We start from the raw sequence: 18,914 nt of genomic DNA, 5'->3' as shown, positions 1-18,914 counted from the left end.
GAACAATTTTTGTCTGCCAATCCGTAGGTTAGGCGACGGCGGTTCGCTCCGATGAAGGAAGCCCTGTTCCCCGGCCTATCTGCAGGCAGACCAGCGTTTCACAAGCTCAGGCTCATCGTCTTGGCGCGCGAGGCGCGGATGTGGAGACAGCGGTTCTCGCCATTGGCGCTAAGCACGCGCTTATTCGAGCCCGTTTAAGCGCTGCTGCAATGGCGCCAATGGCGATGGACGATCATCGACTTCGCTTCCACTCACATAGGGAGACAAAGCATGATCCGTATTCCGACACTCGCCCTCGCGGCTATTGCGTGGGCTCTAGCAAGCCCGACCAACAGCGTAGCCGCATCGCCCGCGCCTGTTGCGCCAAAATCAGGTCCGACAGCGCAGCGCGACCACACCAAGCATATCGCTCACGAACGAAAGGATATCCGCCCCGAGGATGAAAAACACGGCCGGTCGGACCATCAGTCTGAACGGCGCTCGTCTGTTGAGCCCCGCGAGGACCATGACGATGACTGAGGCAACGCCCACTCGCCGCTGGGATCCGCTGGTCAAACTGACGCACTGGGCGATCGCGTCGGCCATCCTTGCCAACGCCGTTGTCACGGAAGAAGGGTCGTCGGCCCATGTCTGGGTCGGCTATGCGCTTGCCGCCATACTAGCCCTGCGCCTGTTATGGGGCTTGGTCGGGCCGGCGGAAGCGCGCTTCTCGGCATTCCCGCCCAGTCCCGGCAAGGCGCTGTCCCACATCCGCGATATCAGGGCAGGCCGCCACGCCGAACACCGATCGCACAACCCCGTCGGAGCGCTGATGGTCTATGCGATCTGGGGCACGCTGCTGGTGGTTATAGCCTCTGGGGTGTCCATGGCGGGGCTACCCGGCACATCAAATGCGGAAAACCATGCCGCCGTGGAGGCCGGACAGACAGTTGGGGACGAAGAAGGAGACGAGGAGACCGGGATCAATGAAGAATCCGAGGGCGAAGAAGCGGAAGAGTCCCCTGGCGAGGACGTGCATGAAGCCGCAGTCAATCTTCTTTACGTGTTGATTCTGGCGCATGTGGCCGGGGTCATTTTCGAGAGCCGCAGGCAGAAGCGGAATCTCGCGCTGGCGATGCTGCCCGGCTGCCGCTAAGCTGAGCCATGGTTTCGAAACGGCAGGCGCGATTGCATAACAAGGCCACTGCGATGACGATCGTGGTGGCCTTGCAGGCACTCGCCTCAGTCCTGTTCCTCGTTGATTTTCTGTCCGATGTCGCTGCGGAGGGCTGGTCCGGCCACTTGGTCGCAGAGGGCGCGGCTGCCGTGGCGTTGCTCGTGGCGGTCGTGGTTGGGGCGGTGCAGGTTCGCGGGTTGATCGAACAGGCCCGTGCCGACGAAATGGCTGTGGCGCTGTCCCGTGAGGCCGTGGCGGAGTTGATCCGGTTGCGATTTGCCGAGTGGAAGTTGACGGCGGCCGAAGCGGACGTTGCCCTGTTCGCCATCAAGGGAGCGGATATCGCCGCCATCGCACAACTGCGCGGCGCAGCTGTTGGCACAATAAGAGCGCAACTGACCCGGATCTATGCTAAGGCAGGCGTCGCCGGCCATACCGGTCTCGTCACGCTGTTTTTGGATGACCTCATCGACCCGGACCTGATCCGTTCCAAGGAAAATGGGACATGAAACTCCACCAGGAAACGCATCTTGTCGAACGCATCGGCTGGCTTCGCGCGGCAGTTCTTGGTGCGAATGACGGCATCGTATCGACCGCGAGCCTGATCATCGGCGTCGCAGCCTCAGGCGCCGACAGGCAATCGATCCTGGTTGCCGCCATGGCTGGTCTTGTCGCGGGGGCGATGTCCATGGCAGCGGGCGAGTATGTTTCGGTCAGCTCGCAAGTCGACACTGAATCTGCCGACATCGCGCGCGAAAGTGCCGAACTCACCGCAAATCCCGAATTCGAGCAGCAGGAGCTGGCGAGCATCTATGTCAGCCGCGGTGTCGATCCGGAGACCGCAACCAGGGTCGCCGCACAAATGATGGCGCATGATGCCCTTGGCGCCCATGCGCGCGACGAACTTCACATCACCGCGACAACAACCGCCCGCCCCGTGCTCGCGGCGCTGGCGTCCGCCGGCATGTTCACGGCCGGAGCTCTGCTACCGGTGCTCCTGGCCGCACTGCTTCCGATTGGCCTTGTTGTGCCCGGTGAGGCGGCGGGGTCGATCCTGTTCCTGGCTCTTCTCGGCGCATTGGGCGCGCGCGCAGGCGGTGCGCCGGTGGGGCGTCCAGTCGTTCGCGTGGTCTTCTGGGGCGCGCTGGCCATGGCGCTGACGGCGGGCATCGGGCGACTGGTCGGCACGGCAGTCTGAGGGCGCCTGCTCTCCTGCCGACTGCATGTTCATCGCGGTGGCTGGAAATTGCCCTAGGACGGCCTGCGCTGCTTTCTGGCGTCGCGAAACTCTGTGTAGCTATCGAGCACTTTCCGCATTTCGTCGATGGCCTTTTGTCGGGCGCCGGGATCGGGGATATTGCCAAGCCGACGTTTGAGGGTCGTGGCGAGTTCGGCGTAATCGTTCTGCCAGTCACGACCGATAGCCTGTTGCAGTTCGGGTCTCCCTGTCCTGGTTCGACGCGCCGGTTCGCCTGCCTTCAGTTCGTAGACCTCGCCAATCTCGGGAACGAGGATAGAAGGAGCGAGCCTCTGAAGCTCTGCAAGTTTCCTTAGTTCCTCAATGGCACCGGGTTCACCATGATCCAGAAACAGGCTTCCCGCTATCGGCCCTCGCCCCTTGATCCATTTCAGCAGTTCGGCCTGATCCGCATGGGCCGAATAGCTCTCAATCCGGCGAATCTGTGCGCGGACTGTAACATCGCGCCCTGAAATCCTTACACGCTTGGCGCCATCAAGAATGACCCGGCCGAGCGATCCTTCGGCCTGGAAACCCACGAACAGGATCGTGGAGTCCCTGCGCGGGAGATTATAAAAAAGGTGATGGCGAACGCGTCCAGCTTCGCACATTCCCGATGCAGCCAGAATGATCGTGCCAGACATGGAATTGAGCCGCATGGATTCGGATACGTCATTCACATATTGGATCGAAGGATGTCCAAAGACGTCAGCCCCGCCTGTGTCCTCCAGCTGATCGGCATATTTGCGAAAGACCCCGGTCGCCCTGTTTGCCAGAGGCGAGTCCACAAAGACCATCGCATTTCCGATACGACCGCTGCTGGAGAGCGAGGCGATATCGAGTAACAGTTCCTGCGTGCGTTCCAGCGCGAAAGTCGGCACCACCAGATTGCCCCCACGTGCGCGCGCCTCCACTATCTCCGTTTCGAGCATATGCCTTCTGTCCGCGATCGAAACAGGCTGGCGAAGACGATCGCCATAGGTGGACTCGCAGATCACATGGTCAAAGCCGGTGGGCGAATGGGGACTGGCGTGGAACGCTTTGTTATCTGGTCCGATATCGCCCGAACACAGCACGCGCGTGCCTTCCGCTTCGAGTTCAACGGATGCCGAGCCGAGAATATGACCGGCATTCCAGAGCTTGATGCGAAACCCTCGCGCCGGTTCGAACCATTCCTCCAATGGCACCGGCCGGGTCAGCCGCCATGCGGCCATGGCGTTTTCTTCGGTATAAACAGGCACGAACGGCTCTTCGCCTGCGCGGTCACGCCGCCGATTGCGGCGCTCGGCCTCATATTCCTGGATGCGTCCCGCATCGGCGAGCATGAACTCCAAAAGATCCGACGTTTCCACCGTGCACCATATTGCGCCGCTGAAACCTTCCGCGACCAGCCGGGGCAACAGACCGCTGTGGTCGATATGGGCATGGCTCAGTACCACCGCGTCAATCGATTTCGGGTCGAACGCCAGGGGCCCGTGATTAAGCGTCTCAAGCGAGCGTGAACCCTGAAACAAGCCGCAGTCGATCAATATGCGGGATGCTCCCGATCGAAATTCAAGGCACGAACCGGTCACGGTTCGGGCCGCACCGTGGATTGAGAGCGAAAGCATCACGAAGTTCTCCGATCCTGAGTTTGGATGGGCTGGCGCTGGGTGTGATTGCGGTCAGTCACCGCGGTTTGACCCGGGCGCCATCGGCCATGGTGCTGCCGGGATTCAGTATGACCGATTCTCCTTCTGCGAGGCCGCCCAGCACCTCGCCGAATTCGTCGTTGATATGTCCGATCCTGATTGCGCGTTCGCGCGCCCGTCCCCGGTCGATGACGAACACATGCCAGGCGCCGCCCGCATCACGAAAGAGCGCGCCAATCGGCACACGGATCGCGTCGGGCTTGCTCCACAGGAGAATGGTGGCGTCGAGCTGATACCCATGTCCAAGACGCGTTGCCCGGGGGAGGCTGGCGGCATCGAAGGCGATGATCAGGTTGACGCGCTGCTCCTCGATGCCAAGCGCTGACACCTTCAGTCGCCCGAACGGCTCGATCCGTTCCACGCGCCCCGTCAGCGGCATCTCGCCACCCCACTGGGTGATCTCGACCCTGTCACCCGGCTTCGCCCGCACCGCTTCTCGCGACAGCAGGTCGACCACCACTTCGATCTGGCGGGGGTCGCCAATGGCCATGAGTGGAGTACCTTCGGGTATGACCCCGGCACTCTCGTTGACCACCGACAACACCGACCCGGTCGCCGGAGCGCGCACCGGAATCGCCGCACCCGCATCGGCTCCCGTAGGCGGTGCGACCTGGGCCTGGATCCGGGCAATCTCGGCCCTTGATTGCGCCAGCGAAGCCCGGGTGATTGTTACCCGCGTGCGCGCTGCTTCGAGCTGGGAGCGTGGCAGAAAGCCCCTGCCCGCAATCTCTTCGGCGCGCGCCAGATCGCGCCGTGCCTGCGCCAGCGATGCCGCAAGCGCGCTTTCATTGGCACGCGCAGCAGCAAGTGCGGCGCGCAATTCCCGTTGGCTGCGCAGGTCGAGCGGCGTAGAAGGACGCCCGCTCATTCGCGTCACCACTGTCCCGCGCGTCACCCTGTCACCGACTTCCAGGTCGATCCGGCTCAGATAACCGGTCACCGGTGCCGAAACGACATACAGTTCCTTCGCGCGCGTAACACCGTCATCGGTAATGCCGACAGCCATCCGTCCCCGTGTTATCGTGGCCGCATCGACGAGCGTCCTCTGTGGCCAGAACGCATAGGCCAGTCCAGCGGCCAGAACAGCGACGATCGCCAGGGCCCAACGCCACCGTCGGAGCGTCTCGCCCATCACTCGCGCGCCTTCAGGACACGCACCATGTCAAGATGTTGTACCCGGCGGGCGACACCGAGAGCGGTCGCCATCGCCGCGCACAAAACGATTACCACAGACCAGCCATAGCTGGCGCGGGATGGCGCAAAAGGCAGGCGAAAGAGATCCGAGCTGAACATCGCCGTCATCAACTGGGCCATACCATAGCCGATCAGGCAACCGAACGGGACGGATATTACCACCAGCAGAGCGAGCTCACCCAACAAAATCATGCCGACCTCGCTGCGAAAATAGCCGAGGACCCGAAGCGTTGCCAGTTCGTGAGCGCGCTCTGAATAGAGTATTCGCGCGCTGTTATAGACCACACCCACCGCTATCGCAGACGCGAAGGCGACATAGAATGTGATCATGGTGAGCATGTTGTCATCGATCATCTGCTCAAATTTTTTCAGTGCTGCGGTCTTTTCCGTTATGCCCAGCACATATGGCATGTCTTTGAGATGGGTCATTATCTGGTATCGATAGGCAGGATCGATCCGGATCAGCGCCGCACCGACCGGTGCAGCATCACGCGCGATTCTCTCCAGAGTCGCCTCGGCGGCGTAAGCCCGCTCGCCAATGAATTCCTCCACGACGCTTACGACCGGCATGGTCAGCCGCGAACGACGGCCGCCCAACATTTCAACCTCTACATGATCGCCCGCACGCACTACGAGCTTGTCCGCCAGCTGGCGACTTAGCATCAGTCCGGACACCGGCAACGCAATGGCTGCTCCGCTGCGGTCAATGCGCAGGCTGAGCTGGGAATCGAGCGGCGCACTCTCTATCGCTGTACACTCAACCCTGCTGCCATGACCGATTTTCACGGCCACGATCCGCGTCGGCTCGACCCTCAGGACGCCGGGGAGCTGGCTGAGCTGGAACAGGACGTCCTCGTTGCGCGGCTCGGTGAAGGTGACTGTCAAGTCCTGCCGCTGCGCGCGAAAGAAGAAGGAATCGAGCATCGTGCGGCTGGAATCTATGAACTGCATGGTCGCGAAAAGCAGCGCTCCGGACAGCGCCACCCCCAACACCGTAATGGCAGAGCGTCCGGGCCAGCGTGCGATATGGCGGACGATCATGTTGCCGATGGCGGAGAACCGGGCCGCCTTGCCGAGCTTCTCAATCGCTCCTGCCCTATAGGAAGGGGGCGGCGGAGGTGACATCGCGACGGCTGGCGTCAACCGGACGGCCGATCGCATGCCGCCGATCGCCCCCGCCCCCGCCGCGCCGAAGGAGAGCACTGCAGCACTGAGTATGACCGACGGAGAAATCCGGTAATAGAGGAGTGGGAAGCGATAATATTGGGCATAGAGACGGGTCATCGCCCCGCCCATCCAGATACCCGCGATCGCGCCCAACGCGGCAGCGAGGAGAGCCACAACCAGCGCAAATTTGAGATAGTGGCCGCCAATCGCCCAATCAGAATATCCAAACGCCTTGATGAGCCCTATCTGCGTGCGTTCTGTCCGGATCAGGCGGCCTAGGACGATGTAAACCAGAAAGACGGCCACGAGCAGGAATATCGGCGGAATGACCCGCGTCATCGCGCTGAGTTGCGTCAGCTCGTTGTCGAGAAAGGCGTGGCTGAGATGGTCCTTGCGGCCATAGGCGCCCGTCCCTCCATAAGGCGCCAGCGTAGCATCGACCGCGCGTATGACATCCGGCTCCGATGCGCCGCGCTCAAGCGTAAGCGAGACCGTGTTGATCGCCTCGGTGCGGTCCGTGGCCGCCTCCAGCGCCCTTCGTCCAACCCAGAGCACGCCGAACCGGCTGTTATCGGGAATAATATCCCCGGGCGCGATCGCGTAAATATAGTTGGGCGCCAAGCCGATGCCGACAATGCGCAGGCGCTGCTTACGGCCGTAGATCAGCGCGTCGATCTCGCTGCCGATGGCAAGCCGGTTGGCCTCGGCGAATGCCTCGTCCACCACGGCCTCGCCCGGGGCACCCGCTTGCGGCAGGCGTCCCCGGCGCAAAGTCAACTGGTTGAGTTGATTCCGCCCCTTCTCGTCGATGGAGTTGAGCAGCGCACGCACCGGAACGACCCGGTCCGGAAAATCGATCGTGACATATTGCTGGAGCGTTCCCTCGACCCGCCGCACGCCTGGTATTTCTGCGATCCGGGATACGACACTGCGCGGTGCCCTGGTCAATCCGGCAAAGACATCGGCAAAATGATTTCGGGCATAATAGGCGTCTCGGGTTACGGTTAGGGAATGGTGGACTCCGCGGGACATTACGAAGGTCGCCGTGGCGGCGGCCAGCACCAACGCGATGGCGAGCACCTGGCCACGCAACCGCCACAGGTCGCGCATCAACTTGAGATCGAGCGCCCTCACCACCGGATATCCGAAGGATCGGCCGGCTGGTCATTGACCTCTATTCGCGCGATGCGACCGTCCAGAAAGCGGATGACGCGATGTGCCATGGCGGCGATGCCGGCGTTGTGGGTAATGATGACGACGGTCGTGCCCAGTTCGCGATTGGCCTGCGCCAGCGTCTTCAGGACGTGAATGCCCGTGCCGCTGTCAAGCGCGCCGGTGGGTTCGTCACAGAGCAGCACGCCAGGCTGCTTGGCGATCGCGCGGGCGACGGCGACCCGCTGTTGCTCGCCTCCCGATAGTTGCGCAGGATAATGGTCGCTTCGTTCGGCAAGGCCAACCAATGCCAACGCCTTGGCCGGGTCCATCGGGTGTTCGGCAATGTCGGTGACGAGCCTGACATTCTCTTCTGCAGTGAGGCTCGGCAGCAGATTATAGAACTGGAATATGAAACCGACCTGTGCCCTGCGAAATCGGGTCAAATCCGCATCATCCAGCTGGGTCAGCTCCGTCTCGCCAAAGAGCAAAGATCCGGAGGAAGGGCGGTCCAGTCCGCCGATAATGTTGAGCAGAGTCGACTTGCCGCTGCCAGAAGGCCCGAGAAGGACCAATATCTCACCCGAGGGAATCGAGAGATCGACACCGCGCAGCGCGTGAACCTCGGTTTCTCCAGTCTTGTATATCTTGCACAAGCCAGTAGCAACGAAGGCAGGCGCCTGCGGGGAAATGCCGGTGATGGGACCATCCATATGCATCGCAATCAAGTCCCTCACATCTGCCGGGGGGCTTCGTCGCCTGCGCCATTGTGCAGGCTGCTCGATTTGCTGACCTTGCGCCAGAACAATTATATGGCTGACCCCTGCGGGTATAGTATCACGTAAACATCCTGCGTGGGAGCACGTCGGTCACGAAGTCTCAGCGGAAAGGGCACTTTGCGATGTTTAAGGTCCGCCTTGTCGCGATCGATACTTACCCCGAAAATACTGCATTTCTTCCTCGCACCGGCAATGGGTATGGCGCCGAACAGTTCCAGGCGCTGCGCAAGATCGAGATATGTCATGCCAGCAACGCCATTCTTGCGACCCTGGCGATCATGGATGACGAGCATCTTTTGCGCGCGGGTGAGATAGGCCTGGGCGAACAGGCCTTTCGGCGCCTGGGCGTTCCCGAAGGAACAAAAGTCTCCATTGCTCAAGCTAAACCGCCCGCCAGCCTTGAGGCGGTGCGCCGTAAAATCGGCGGAGACACTCTGGAAGAAGCAGATATTGTCGCCATCATCCGGGATATCGCGAGACATCGGTATTCGCCGATGGAAATCGCGGCATTCCTGGTTGCTTGCGCCGCATTCATGACCACGCAGGAAACATTGGCGTTGACGCGCGCCATGGCCGGTGTGGGCAACAACCTCAAATGGTCTTCTCCATTGGTGGTGGACAAGCATTGCATCGGCGGCGTTCCCGGCAACCGCACGTCGATGATCGTTGTGCCTATCGTCGCGGCCCATGGCCTCATCATTCCGAAGACCAGCTCGCGGGCGATTACCTCGCCGTCCGGTACTGCGGACACAATGGAAGTCCTCGCCAATGTCGACATCTCGGCGGAACGGATGCAGGAGATCGTTGCGGCGGAATCTGCTGTTCTGGCCTGGGGCGGAAGGGTTAACCTTTCACCGGCGGACGACGTTCTCATCTCGGTCGAGCGTCCATTGAGGATAGACACATTCGAACAGATGGTGGCCTCAATCCTGTCGAAGAAACTGGCTGCAGGCTCGACCCATCTGGTGATTGACATTCCCGTCGGCCCTACCGCCAAGGTGCGCGATCAAAGCCAGGCGGTGCAGCTGCGCAAATTGTTCGAATATGTCGCCCACAAGATCGGTATCACAGTCGATGTCGTCCTCACCGACGGTTCGCAGCCCATTGGCAGGGGCATCGGCCCGGTGCTGGAAGCCAGAGATGTCATGGCCGTCTTGCGGAACGACCTCGATGCCCCTGCCGATCTTCGCGACCGGTCGGTCATGCTGGCCGGGCGCGTGCTCGATTTCGATCCACGGCTACGCGGTGGACAGGGCTACGCGCGCGCAGCCGAACTATTGGCATCCGGCGCAGCGCTGCAGGCAATGGAACGTCTGATCGCCGCACAGGGGAAGCAACCGGAGCAAGCCCAAATCGGCAAATTCAGTCATGAAGTGCCCGCCCCGCGTGACGGCAGGGTTGCATCGATCGATTGTCACCTGATAGCCCGGGTCGCTCGCCTTGCTGGAGCGCCAATGGACAAGGGTGCCGGGATCGACCTGCTTTGCAAAGTTGGGGATATTGTGGGAAAAGGAGAACCACTCTACCGCATCCACGCGACATCTCAGACAGGCCTGGGTTTTGCAAAGGAACTCGCATCGGAAAACCCAGGCTATGATGTGACGCCATGAGCACCACGCTCCACTATTTCATGGCCAACCGGGCCGAAGCACAGCGATTGGCCTCTGGGCTTGGGATCGCGAGCCTGCCCATAGAAACGCGTCCGTTCCCGGACGGTGAGAGCTTCGTGCGGGTCGGCAAGAGCACCTCTACGGCTTTGCTGTATTGTTCGCTGGATCGACCGGACGCCAAGATGGTCCCGTTGCTTCTCGCCGCGTCGGCGCTGCGGGACGGCGGTGCCAACCGCATTGTCCTGATCGCTCCCTATCTCTGTTACATGCGACAGGACAGGGCGTTCTCGGCCGGTGAAGCGGTCTCTCAGCGCGTGATCGGGAAGCTGATCGCCGCCAGTTTCGATGGCCTGATCACGGTCGATCCGCATCTGCATCGCACGCCGTCCCTGCAAGCGGTCGCGCCGGGCATCGTTGCAATCACGGTATCAGCGGCTGCCACCATTGCGCGCACTCTTGCAACGATGACAACGCCCGATACGCTGCTCGTCGGACCCGACGAGGAATCGCGGCAATGGGTGGACGCTATCGCCGCCCCCTTGGGGCTGGACGTTATGATCTGCACGAAAACAAGGCGGGGCGATCGCACAGTGGAAATCGCTCTGCCCGATAAAAGCCGGGCGTCCGGTCGCCCGGTCATGCTGGTAGACGATATCATCTCCAGCGGAGGCACCCTCAATGCATGTGCCAGATTGCTCAGAGCGGGCGGCGCCACAAGAATAAGCGCTGTGGCAACGCATTGCCTGGCCAACGGGAAGGATCTTGATAGTCTTTTCGAGAACGGGATCGACCCGGTGCGTGCCACGGATACGATTCCGGGGCCAGCGGCTGATATTTCTATTGCACCGGCACTGGCCGAAGCCATTTGCGCGCACAACTTCGTCTGATGCCGGCGGGTCCACACTTCTCATCGAGGCATCAACACACAGTATATGGGGTGACAGGAGCGAGGCCTGAGGCATGACAGCCGCTGCAAATCCTGAGTCCCTGCAGGCAGGGAGATTGCTTGGCCGTTCCGGTCTGAGCGAACCAGAAGCGGCGGCGCGTCTCCTTGCGGACGGCCCCAACGAACTGCCACGATCGAACGGGCGGACGGTCCTTCGGATTGTCGTGGATGTCGTGCGCGAACCCATGATCGCGTTGCTGGTGGCGGCGGGCTTCATCTACCTTCTGTTGGGCGATCTTCATGAAGCATTGATTCTCGTCGCCTTCGCCTGCCTGTCGATCGTGATTACCGTTGTGCAGGAAACCCGCACCGAACATGCGCTGGAAGCCTTGCGCGATCTGACAAGCCCGCATGCTCTGGTTATCCGTGATGGTATGCGCAAACGCATCCCCAGCCGCGAAGTGGTAAGCGGGGATCTCGTCTTGCTCCGCGAGGGCGATCGTGTCCCTGCGGACGGGTGGCTTTGCGAATGTGATGGGCTCCATATCGATGAATCGCTCTTGACGGGCGAGTCCGTCGCCGTCCGCAAATCTGCTTGCGGCCCAAACCCGCCGGACAAGCTTGAGCGTCCCGGTGGAGATGATCTGCCATTCGTCTATTCGGGAACGCTTGTGGTTCGCGGTAGCGGTTGTTGCTCCGTCACCGCGACCGGCACCGCCAGCGAAATCGGCCGGATCGGACAGGTCCTTTCCACCCTGGAGACCGAGACGCCTCGACTGAGGGAGCAGACGCGCCGGGTGGTCCTTTGGTTTGCGGCCATAGGCGCAACTGCCAGCCTTTTGGCCATTGTCCTGTACGGGATGTTCCGCGGAAGCTGGCTGGAAGCGACGCTCGCGGGGATAGCGCTCGGCATGTCGATGCTTCCGGAAGAATTTCCGGTAGTGCTGACGATCTTCATGGCAATGGGAGCCATGCGTATGTCAGGCGAGCGGGTGCTTACGCGGCGCGCCGCCGCGATCGAAACCCTGGGCTCCGCAACCGTTCTGTGCACCGACAAAACGGGCACTCTGACCCAGAACCGCATGCGGATCGCCGAATTGCATCTGCCTGATGGTCGTGTGCTCGTCCGCGATGGAGTTGGCGACCTGCAACCGGAGGACGGGTTCCACCTGCTGGCTGAACTGGGCATCCTTGCGAGTGCCCAGCAGGCCAGCGACCCGATGGAAGTCGCATTTCATGAACTGGGCGATCAACACGCGCCCGACACAGTCAGGAGGCGCCAGCAGGCAGGCTGGACGCTGCACCGTCACTATCCGCTTGATCCGGAGCTGTTGGCGATGTCGCATGTGTGGGGCAATGACGCGCAGGGCAACGAGCGGATTGTCGCCACCAAGGGTGCGCCCGAGGCCATTGCTGACCTCTGCGGTTTGTCCGCAGACGCCAGAAGCGCGTTGAACGAAACGGTTGATGCCATGGCAGCCAGCGGCCTGCGCGTACTGGGAATTGCCGATGCCCGCTGGCCTGATCGGGACCTTCCCATGTCCCAGCGGGAATTTTCTTTTAACTTTAGGGGGCTCGTTGGTCTTGCCGATCCCTTGCGGCCATCCGTTCCTGACGCGGTTCGGTTGTGCCGCCAGGCTGGCATTCGCGTCGTCATGATCACCGGCGATTATCCGCAGACTGCCCGCGCCATAGCGGAGCAGGCAGGAATAGACGCGGGTGACATCCTGACCGGCAATGACCTTGCGGCGATGGATGATAGGGAGCTTCAGCAACGCATTGCCTCTGTCCGTATATGGGCACGCATCATGCCCGAACAAAAGCTGCGCCTGGTCGAAGCACTAAAGGCTGCCGGTGAAGTTGTCGCCATGACCGGTGATGGTGTCAACGATGCGCCGTCGCTCAAGGCGGCTCATATCGGTATCGCCATGGGCGGCCGTGGAACGGACGTGGCGCGGGAAGCTTCGGCTATCATTCTGCTCGACGATGATTTCGGGTCTATCGTCAAGGCGATGCGGATGGGGCGGCGGATCTATGACAATTTGCGCAAGGCGATGGGTTTCATCATCGCAGTGCATATCCCCGTGGCTAGCATGGCGCTTTTGCCCTTGCTGACGGGTATGCCGCTGCTGCTGGGGCCGATCCACATCGCCTTTATCGAAATGATCATCGATCCGGTCTGTTCGCTCGCCTTTGAGGCAGAGGTGGAAGAAAAGGACGTGATGCAAAGGCCGCCCCGCCGGGTCGATACACCCCTGCTTTCGCGGCGGCTGGTTTTTTGGTCGCTGATACAGGGAGCCGTCATAACAGGGTTTACCGGAGGTCTTACCCTGTATTTCTGGCACTCAGGTCTAGAGGCCCAACAGCTTCGTGCGGCCGCATTCATCGCACTGGTGCTGGGGATCACGGGGCTTATCCTCATTAACCGCCGCTTCAGCGCGTCGGTGACATCTGCGTTGCGCAGACCAAATCCCGCGCTGGGATGGGTCTTGGGCGGTGTGGCCATCATATTGTTGGCGACGCAGTTTGTTGCCCCGGTCACCAGCCTGTTCGCTTTTACTCCCGTCGGCATGCACGAAATGGCCGTTATCGTGGTCGCCAGTATCGTGGCGGTGCTGATGCTTGAACGGGTCAAGCCAATGTGGCGAAGCCTGCTGCTGGAATAAAAGGCAGTCAGTGCCGGTTTAAAAGGATGAAAACCGCTACGCCAATGACCATCGCTGCAAACATAGCGCGCGCCACACGAGGCTGCCCTGCCAGCCTCCGCGAAACCGGCATCGCGCCGAAAGTACCGGCTATTCCGCCCAGCACCAACGCTCCGAACAGCGGCCACGATACCAGTCCCGAGGCGGCATACGAGGCGCTTGTGGCAGAGCCGAACAACGCCACCGATACAAGCGAGGACGCGCCGGCGTTGGCGAGCGTCATGCCGGTCGCGGCCATAAGGCCGGGCGCGATGAGGAACCCGCCACCGATCCCGAAGAACCCCGCGGCGAGGCCCGTGACGAGCCCTACCGGCGCAAGCTTGAGCACGAGGGCGGGCGTCAGATGTACCCCTGGGTCGCCTTCGCTGCGACGGGGAACCAGCATCGAGAGGGCCACCACGATCATCGCGATCGCGAACCAGGACAGGAGCGCGCGACCATCGATCTCCTTCGCAACATGGGCGCCGATCAGCGCTCCTGACAGTCCGGCGAGGGCGAACACCGTGGCGCAGGGCCATTTGACCTTGCCCGCCCGCGCCTGTGCCACGAGACCAGCGGCGGCGTTCACTGCAACCGCTGCCGCCGAAGTGCCTATCGCGACATGGGTATCAGCGAGGCCCACCACATAGATCAGCCACGGCGTCGCCAGAACGGACCCACCGCCACCAAACAGCGTCAGCAGAAATCCGACCAGGGCGCCCCCGGCTGCTGCCAGAAAAAAGGCCTCCCACCCCATCTCAGGCCCGCACGCGGTTCCATGGCGCGAGCATAAGAAGCCGTGCCATGCCGCATGTCCCGGTCACGCCCGCGAAGGTGAGCCCCGCACCGACGAAGGCGGAAAGGCCGAACCATGCGGGCGCAACCGCAAAGCCAAGGGCGACGCCGGTGAGGATCAGCAAGCCTGCGGTCATCTGGACCTGCCGGTTGATTTCCAGCGGTGCCCTGCGGTTTTGCTCGATCGGCAGACCGGCCTTTGCCCAGGCATCGAGTCCACCGTCGAGCACATAGGCATCACCCTCGACCCGTGCGGCGAGGCGGTCGCAGGCGCCAGCCGTCCGCATGCCGGTGCGGCAGGTGAAGATCACGTCGGTGCCGGGATCGACCGTCAGGTGCGCCTGCTCGAGAGCGGATAGGGGTTGGGAAACAGCGGATGGGATATGGGCGCGGGCGAATTCGTCCGGCTCGCGGATATCGACCAGCACGGCGCGGCCGGCTGCCAGGCGGCCCTGCACATCCCGCGGCGAAAGCTTGTGAAGCATGGCGGTCATACGTCTTTCCTCAGTTCGGGCGGGCAGAACAGCTCCGCCAGTGTCTGGATCACCCGCAACGCCGCAGGATCGGCAATGCGGTAGTGGATAGTCTGGCTTTCCCGCCGGGTGGCGACGATACCTTCTTCCCGAAGCAGCGCGAGATGTTGCGACAGCGCCGATTGCGATAGGCCGATACGCGCCTGCAACGCCCCCACCGACAGCTCGCCATCGACGAGCTGGCAGAGGATCATGAGGCGCTTTTCATTGCCCAACAGGCGCAACAGGGCGGCCGCGCGGTGGGCGCTTTCTTGGAACAGGCTAAGGTCGAAGCGGGTCAAATCAAACATGTGTGCAATATATGTATTGATTCTAATTTAGCAACACCTAATATAGTGAGAAAGGAGACGCCCATGTCCTCGCAACCTCATGTCGAAGCCTTCTTCGATCCCGCCACCTTCACCGTGAGCTATGTGGTTCACGACCCCGCCACCCTCCACGCCGCGATCATCGATCCCGTGCTGGATTTCACCCCCCGCAATGCGCGCACCTCGACCCAGTCAGCCGACAAACTGCTCGACTATGTCCAGACCAGGGGGTTGCAGCTGAAATGGCTGCTTGAAACCCATGCGCATGCCGATCATCTCTCGGCATCGCATTATCTGCGCGAAAAGACGGGCGCGCCGGTGGTGATCGGCGCGCACATCACCGAGGTGCAAAAGGTGTTCGCGACGCTGTTCGAGGCTGATGACGTTGCGCCAGACGGCAGCCAGTTCGACCGGCTTGTTGATGACGGCGACACACTCCCGCTGGGTGAACTCGAAATCCGCGTGCTGCATACCCCGGGTCATACGCCTGCGTGTGTCACCTATCACATCGGCGACGCTGCTTTCGTAGGCGATACGCTGTTCATGCCTGACTATGGCACAGCACGTAGCGATTTTCCTGGCGGCAGTGCGGAGGCCCTCTATCGCTCGATCCGGAAGATCCTTGCCCTGCCGGGCGATACGCGGATGTTTGTGGGCCATGATTATCTTCCCGAAGGGCGCCAGGAGTATCGTTGGCAAACGAGCGTTGCCCAGCAAAACGCCGGTAACGTCCACATGCATGAGGGCGTCAGCGAGGCCGACTTCGTTGCGATGCGCCGGGCGCGGGATGCGCAGCTCGAAGCGCCGCTTCTCATCCTGCCCTCTCTGCAGGTGAATATTCGCGGAGGCGCGCTACCTCCCATTACACAAAATGGCCACGTCTACCTGAAGCTGCCAATGAACGCGATCTGAAGGAGCAAATGCGCAAGCCGGTCTTCAACGAGAAAGGCAGACGTATTCGTTCCGCTCAAGTTATCGGCTGAATCCCCACAGCCCCTAGGACCGCGACCACCACTGGATGCCCGCGTCATCCATCTCCATCGCCGCTTGCCCCCGCGACCGAAGGCACGCGAGATGAGCGAGCGTCTCGCCGACCGCCATGATTTCAAGGACGGGCGTGATCTCGCGGCGAAACAGAGCGCCGTAAAGATCGACCGGTCGCGAGCGAACAGACAATTTTTCGTCCAGTGCTGCAAGCCCGCGCTCATGCTCTTCCAGCAACTGGTCAATACGCTGATGCAGGCCGAAGAAAGGCTGGCCATGTGCGGGCAGGACCAGCACGTCGGCAGGTACCATCTCCTTGATACGCTGCAAGGTGGACAACCAGCGCGTCAGCGGATCGGCATCCGGCTCATAGGGGTAAACCGACACATTGCTGGAAATGGTCGGCAGCACCTGATCCCCCGATATGAACAGCTTGCGCGATGGGTTGTAGAGACAGCAATGTTCGGGTGAGTGCCCCTCCCCCACGATCACCTGCCATTCGTCATTGTCGATATCGATCAGGTCGGCATGTGCCACGGCATGAAAGGCCTGAGGCAGCGGATAGACCATACGCCCGAATTCGCCGAAGCGCGACCTCAGCTGGTCGATCGAGGCATCGCTAAAGCCAGTCGAGCGATAGAAATCAATCGCCTCTCCCGGTGCTGCCTTGCCTTGATCCGCCGTCAGCATCCGCAAGACGAAATATTCGAGGCGCGACATCCATAAACGCGCCCCGAAATCGGCGGCGAACCAGCCTGCAAGGCCGGCGTGGTCTGGATGCATATGGGTGCAGAATATCCGGTCAGGCCGTCCATTATCGAACAGGCTGTTCATCAAGGCTCGCCATGCCGTGATCGTCGCGGCGTTGCGCAAACCGGTGTCGACAATCGACCAGTTGGCGCGGTCACGCAGCACCCAGACGTTGATCGCCTCCAGCCGCCCTCCCAGCGGCATCGCGGCCCAGTGAACGCCCGGCGCGATTTCAACCTGATCGCCGCTGCCGATGGCTGGCCTTTGCGCTTTGAGATAATCTAGTCCGTTATTCAGGTCCGACATTGTTCGTCATTTCGTCAACTGTTGAAGGGCTTTGCATTCCAACCCCTCCAAGAAGACGTCGCACAAAGCCTTGGAAACGCTCGCATGCGTGCGCTTCTTGTGCGTCGCCGGTTACCATCTGCAGACCCGGTTGCATAGCCCGGAGGAAGCCCTAGCACGCCCGACGCGTGAAAATCTGTGGCGCTTTAAGGGGATTGGCTTCACTATCCCGCCGTGCGACGTCTTCCTGCCTTGATCGCTGCGGCGATGATACTGATCCCCGAGGCCGGCCTGGCGGCGCCGGCGCTGGTCGGTCGATACCGGCTTGCCGAAGGGCCTGATGTCGCAGGCGGGCTGGAGCTGACCGCCGATGGCAGGTTTCGCTACGGTCTCGCTGCTGGCGCGCTCGATGAAAGCGCGCAAGGGCGCTGGCAGATCGTGGAGGGCAAGACCTGCCTTTTCACCGAGCCGAAGCCGGTCCCGCCCGCGTTTTCAAGGGGAGCGCTCGTCTCCATTGACGGCGCCACGCCGACGCTGTTGGTCACCTGGCCCGATGGTGGGGGCATCGCTGGGGTCGATTTCCGCATCGGCTTCGACAGCGGCGAACCCCTGGAAGGCTACACCCAGAGTTACGGCTGGTCGATGCCGGAAGGCGACATGAGGGTGCCGCGCTGGGTCGAGCTGAGCGTGCCGATGCATCAACTGACGTCCGGGCGAATAATGCTTGACGATAATGATCATGGCGCAGTGCGCATCATTCTGACGCCCAATGATCTTGGCGTCGTGAACTTCGAAGCGGCGTGCCTGGAGGAGGACGCCGGCAAGGTCATCCTGCATCGCAAAGAGGGCGAGATGCGGTTCGAGCGGGTGAGATGATCAGCAAAACGGACGAACCTGCGTTGGCTCAAGACCCTGCACCACAAAAAAGCCGACGCATTGCTGCGCCGGCCAATCCCACTCTAAACCTGTGATCGAGATGCGGCTCAGGCCGCGCGGACGGCGCCGCCTTCCACTTCCGGATCGCGCAGCACATAGCCACGGCCCCAGACCGTCTCGATATAATTTTCGCCGCCGCAGGCCAGCGCCAGCTTCTTGCGCAGCTTGCAGATGAACACGTCGATGATCTTGAGTTCCGGCTCGTCCATGCCGCCATAAAGGTGGTTGAGGAACATTTCCTTGGTGAGCGTGGTGCCCTTGCGGAGCGAGAGCAGCTCCAGCATCGCATATTCCTTGCCGGTGAGGTGGACGCGGTTGCCATCGACCTCCACGGTCTTGGCATCCAGATTGACCGAAAGCTTGCCGGTCTTGATAACGCTTTGCGAATGGCCCTTGGAGCGACGGACGACCGCGTGGATGCGGGCGATCAGCTCCTCGCGGTGGAACGGTTTGGTCACATAATCATCGGCGCCGAAACCGAAGGAGCGGACCTTACTATCCATCTCCGAGATGCCGGAAAGGATGAGCACCGGCGTCTGCACCTTGGCGTTGCGCAGCTTCTTGAGCACGTCATAGCCATGCATGTCCGGCAGGTTGAGGTCCAGGCAGATGATATCATAATCATAGAGCTTGCCGAGATCGAGGCCTTCCTCGCCCAGATCGGTGGTATAGACGTTGAACCCTTCCGTCGTGAGCATCAGCTCGATGGCCTTTGCCGTGGTCGGTTCGTCCTCGATGAGCAGCACGCGCATATGAAGCCCCTTGTT

Annotated in this window: 18 protein-coding genes; 9 read left to right on the top strand and 9 right to left on the bottom strand. The window is 61.5% G+C overall.

From position 1 onward, the window contains the following. The first annotated feature begins 270 nt into the window (after positions 1-270). Genes OOT33_RS03465 through OOT33_RS03450 form a run of 4 tightly spaced genes read left to right on the top strand, consistent with a single transcriptional unit; the run spans position 271 to position 2,354 of the window. Positions 271-519 carry a hypothetical protein gene (locus OOT33_RS03465; protein WP_307748633.1) on the top strand — a complete coding sequence of 83 codons (249 nt, stop codon included), beginning with the start codon at positions 271-273 and terminating at the stop codon, positions 517-519. Further along, the gene (locus OOT33_RS03460) at positions 512-1,135 is read left to right on the top strand and encodes a cytochrome b/b6 domain-containing protein (RefSeq protein ID WP_307748632.1); all 624 of its coding nucleotides are present in this window, start codon (positions 512-514) and stop codon (positions 1,133-1,135) included. The genes OOT33_RS03465 and OOT33_RS03460 overlap by 8 nt, the downstream gene beginning before the upstream one ends. 53 nt (positions 1,136-1,188) lie before the next feature. Beyond that, positions 1,189-1,665, top strand: a complete 477-nt coding sequence (locus OOT33_RS03455) for a hypothetical protein (RefSeq protein ID WP_307748630.1) — start codon at positions 1,189-1,191, stop codon at positions 1,663-1,665. Continuing rightward, on the top strand, positions 1,662-2,354 hold the full coding sequence (locus OOT33_RS03450) for a VIT1/CCC1 transporter family protein (RefSeq protein WP_307748628.1): 693 nt from the start codon (positions 1,662-1,664) through the stop codon (positions 2,352-2,354). The genes OOT33_RS03455 and OOT33_RS03450 overlap by 4 nt, the downstream gene beginning before the upstream one ends. Positions 2,355-2,407: 53 nt before the next feature. Here OOT33_RS03450 and OOT33_RS03445 read toward each other — a convergent pair whose 3' ends face one another. From OOT33_RS03445 to OOT33_RS03430, 4 genes are read right to left on the bottom strand one after another with little or no spacing between them, the layout of a single operon-like run. Next, positions 2,408-4,003: an MBL fold metallo-hydrolase gene (locus tag OOT33_RS03445; protein WP_307749280.1), complete on the bottom strand. Its 1,596-nt coding sequence runs from the start codon at positions 4,001-4,003 to the stop codon at positions 2,408-2,410. 58 nt (positions 4,004-4,061) lie between these two features. Continuing rightward, the gene (locus OOT33_RS03440; RefSeq protein WP_307748627.1) at positions 4,062-5,216 is read right to left on the bottom strand and encodes an efflux RND transporter periplasmic adaptor subunit; all 1,155 of its coding nucleotides are present in this window, start codon (positions 5,214-5,216) and stop codon (positions 4,062-4,064) included. Then, positions 5,216-7,579 carry an FtsX-like permease family protein gene (locus tag OOT33_RS03435; protein WP_307748625.1) on the bottom strand — a complete coding sequence of 788 codons (2,364 nt, stop codon included), beginning with the start codon at positions 7,577-7,579 and terminating at the stop codon, positions 5,216-5,218. The genes OOT33_RS03440 and OOT33_RS03435 overlap by 1 nt, the downstream gene beginning before the upstream one ends. Next, a complete protein-coding gene (locus OOT33_RS03430; RefSeq protein WP_307748623.1) occupies positions 7,576-8,310 on the bottom strand; it encodes an ATP-binding cassette domain-containing protein in 735 nt (244 codons plus the stop codon). The genes OOT33_RS03435 and OOT33_RS03430 overlap by 4 nt, the downstream gene beginning before the upstream one ends. 188 nt (positions 8,311-8,498) lie before the next feature. Here OOT33_RS03430 and OOT33_RS03425 point away from each other — a divergent pair, with 188 nt between their 5' ends. From OOT33_RS03425 to OOT33_RS03415, 3 genes are all read left to right on the top strand, one after another. Further along, entirely contained in the window at positions 8,499-9,986 is a 1,488-nt protein-coding gene (locus OOT33_RS03425) for a thymidine phosphorylase (RefSeq protein WP_307748622.1), read from the top strand. Beyond that, positions 9,983-10,873: a ribose-phosphate diphosphokinase gene (locus OOT33_RS03420; RefSeq protein WP_307748620.1), complete on the top strand. Its 891-nt coding sequence runs from the start codon at positions 9,983-9,985 to the stop codon at positions 10,871-10,873. The genes OOT33_RS03425 and OOT33_RS03420 overlap by 4 nt, the downstream gene beginning before the upstream one ends. Positions 10,874-10,946: 73 nt before the next feature. Further along, positions 10,947-13,538 (top strand): HAD-IC family P-type ATPase, encoded by a 2,592-nt coding sequence (locus OOT33_RS03415; protein ID WP_307748618.1) that lies wholly within the window; start codon positions 10,947-10,949, stop codon positions 13,536-13,538. Between the two features lie 7 nt (positions 13,539-13,545). Here the strand turns inward: OOT33_RS03415 and OOT33_RS03410 are convergent, their stop codons facing one another. The 3 genes from OOT33_RS03410 to OOT33_RS03400 are packed head-to-tail and all read right to left on the bottom strand — an operon-like array spanning position 13,546 to position 15,174. Continuing rightward, the gene (locus tag OOT33_RS03410) at positions 13,546-14,313 is read right to left on the bottom strand and encodes a TSUP family transporter (protein WP_307748616.1); all 768 of its coding nucleotides are present in this window, start codon (positions 14,311-14,313) and stop codon (positions 13,546-13,548) included. Position 14,314: 1 nt separating this feature from the next. Then, the gene (locus OOT33_RS03405; RefSeq protein WP_307748613.1) at positions 14,315-14,845 is read right to left on the bottom strand and encodes a rhodanese-like domain-containing protein; all 531 of its coding nucleotides are present in this window, start codon (positions 14,843-14,845) and stop codon (positions 14,315-14,317) included. After that, positions 14,842-15,174: a metalloregulator ArsR/SmtB family transcription factor gene (locus OOT33_RS03400; protein WP_307748610.1), complete on the bottom strand. Its 333-nt coding sequence runs from the start codon at positions 15,172-15,174 to the stop codon at positions 14,842-14,844. Before OOT33_RS03400 ends, OOT33_RS03405 begins: the two co-directional genes overlap by 4 nt. Positions 15,175-15,237: 63 nt before the next feature. On the opposite strand from OOT33_RS03400, the gene OOT33_RS03395 reads away from it, so the two are divergent. Then, the gene (locus tag OOT33_RS03395) at positions 15,238-16,104 is read left to right on the top strand and encodes an MBL fold metallo-hydrolase (protein ID WP_307748609.1); all 867 of its coding nucleotides are present in this window, start codon (positions 15,238-15,240) and stop codon (positions 16,102-16,104) included. Positions 16,105-16,188: 84 nt separating this feature from the next. Here the strand turns inward: OOT33_RS03395 and OOT33_RS03390 are convergent, their stop codons facing one another. Beyond that, positions 16,189-17,232, bottom strand: a complete 1,044-nt coding sequence (locus tag OOT33_RS03390) for an MBL fold metallo-hydrolase (protein WP_307748608.1) — start codon at positions 17,230-17,232, stop codon at positions 16,189-16,191. Between the two features lie 246 nt (positions 17,233-17,478). Here OOT33_RS03390 and OOT33_RS03385 point away from each other — a divergent pair, with 246 nt between their 5' ends. Continuing rightward, complete coding sequence (locus OOT33_RS03385; protein ID WP_307748606.1) at positions 17,479-18,087, top strand: hypothetical protein; 609 nt, start codon at positions 17,479-17,481, stop codon at positions 18,085-18,087. A gap of 107 nt (positions 18,088-18,194) precedes the next feature. Here OOT33_RS03385 and ctrA read toward each other — a convergent pair whose 3' ends face one another. After that, a complete protein-coding gene (ctrA, locus tag OOT33_RS03380) occupies positions 18,195-18,899 on the bottom strand; it encodes a response regulator transcription factor CtrA (protein WP_129402682.1) in 705 nt (234 codons plus the stop codon). Between the last annotated feature and the right edge of the window lie 15 nt (positions 18,900-18,914).

It is taken from the genome of Sphingobium sp. DEHP117 (assembly GCF_030867385.1).
Taxonomy (GTDB): Bacteria; Pseudomonadota; Alphaproteobacteria; order Sphingomonadales; family Sphingomonadaceae; genus Sphingobium.
The sequence above is the reverse complement of the archived record's forward strand: the minus strand, read 5'-3'. Positions and strand labels throughout refer to the sequence as shown.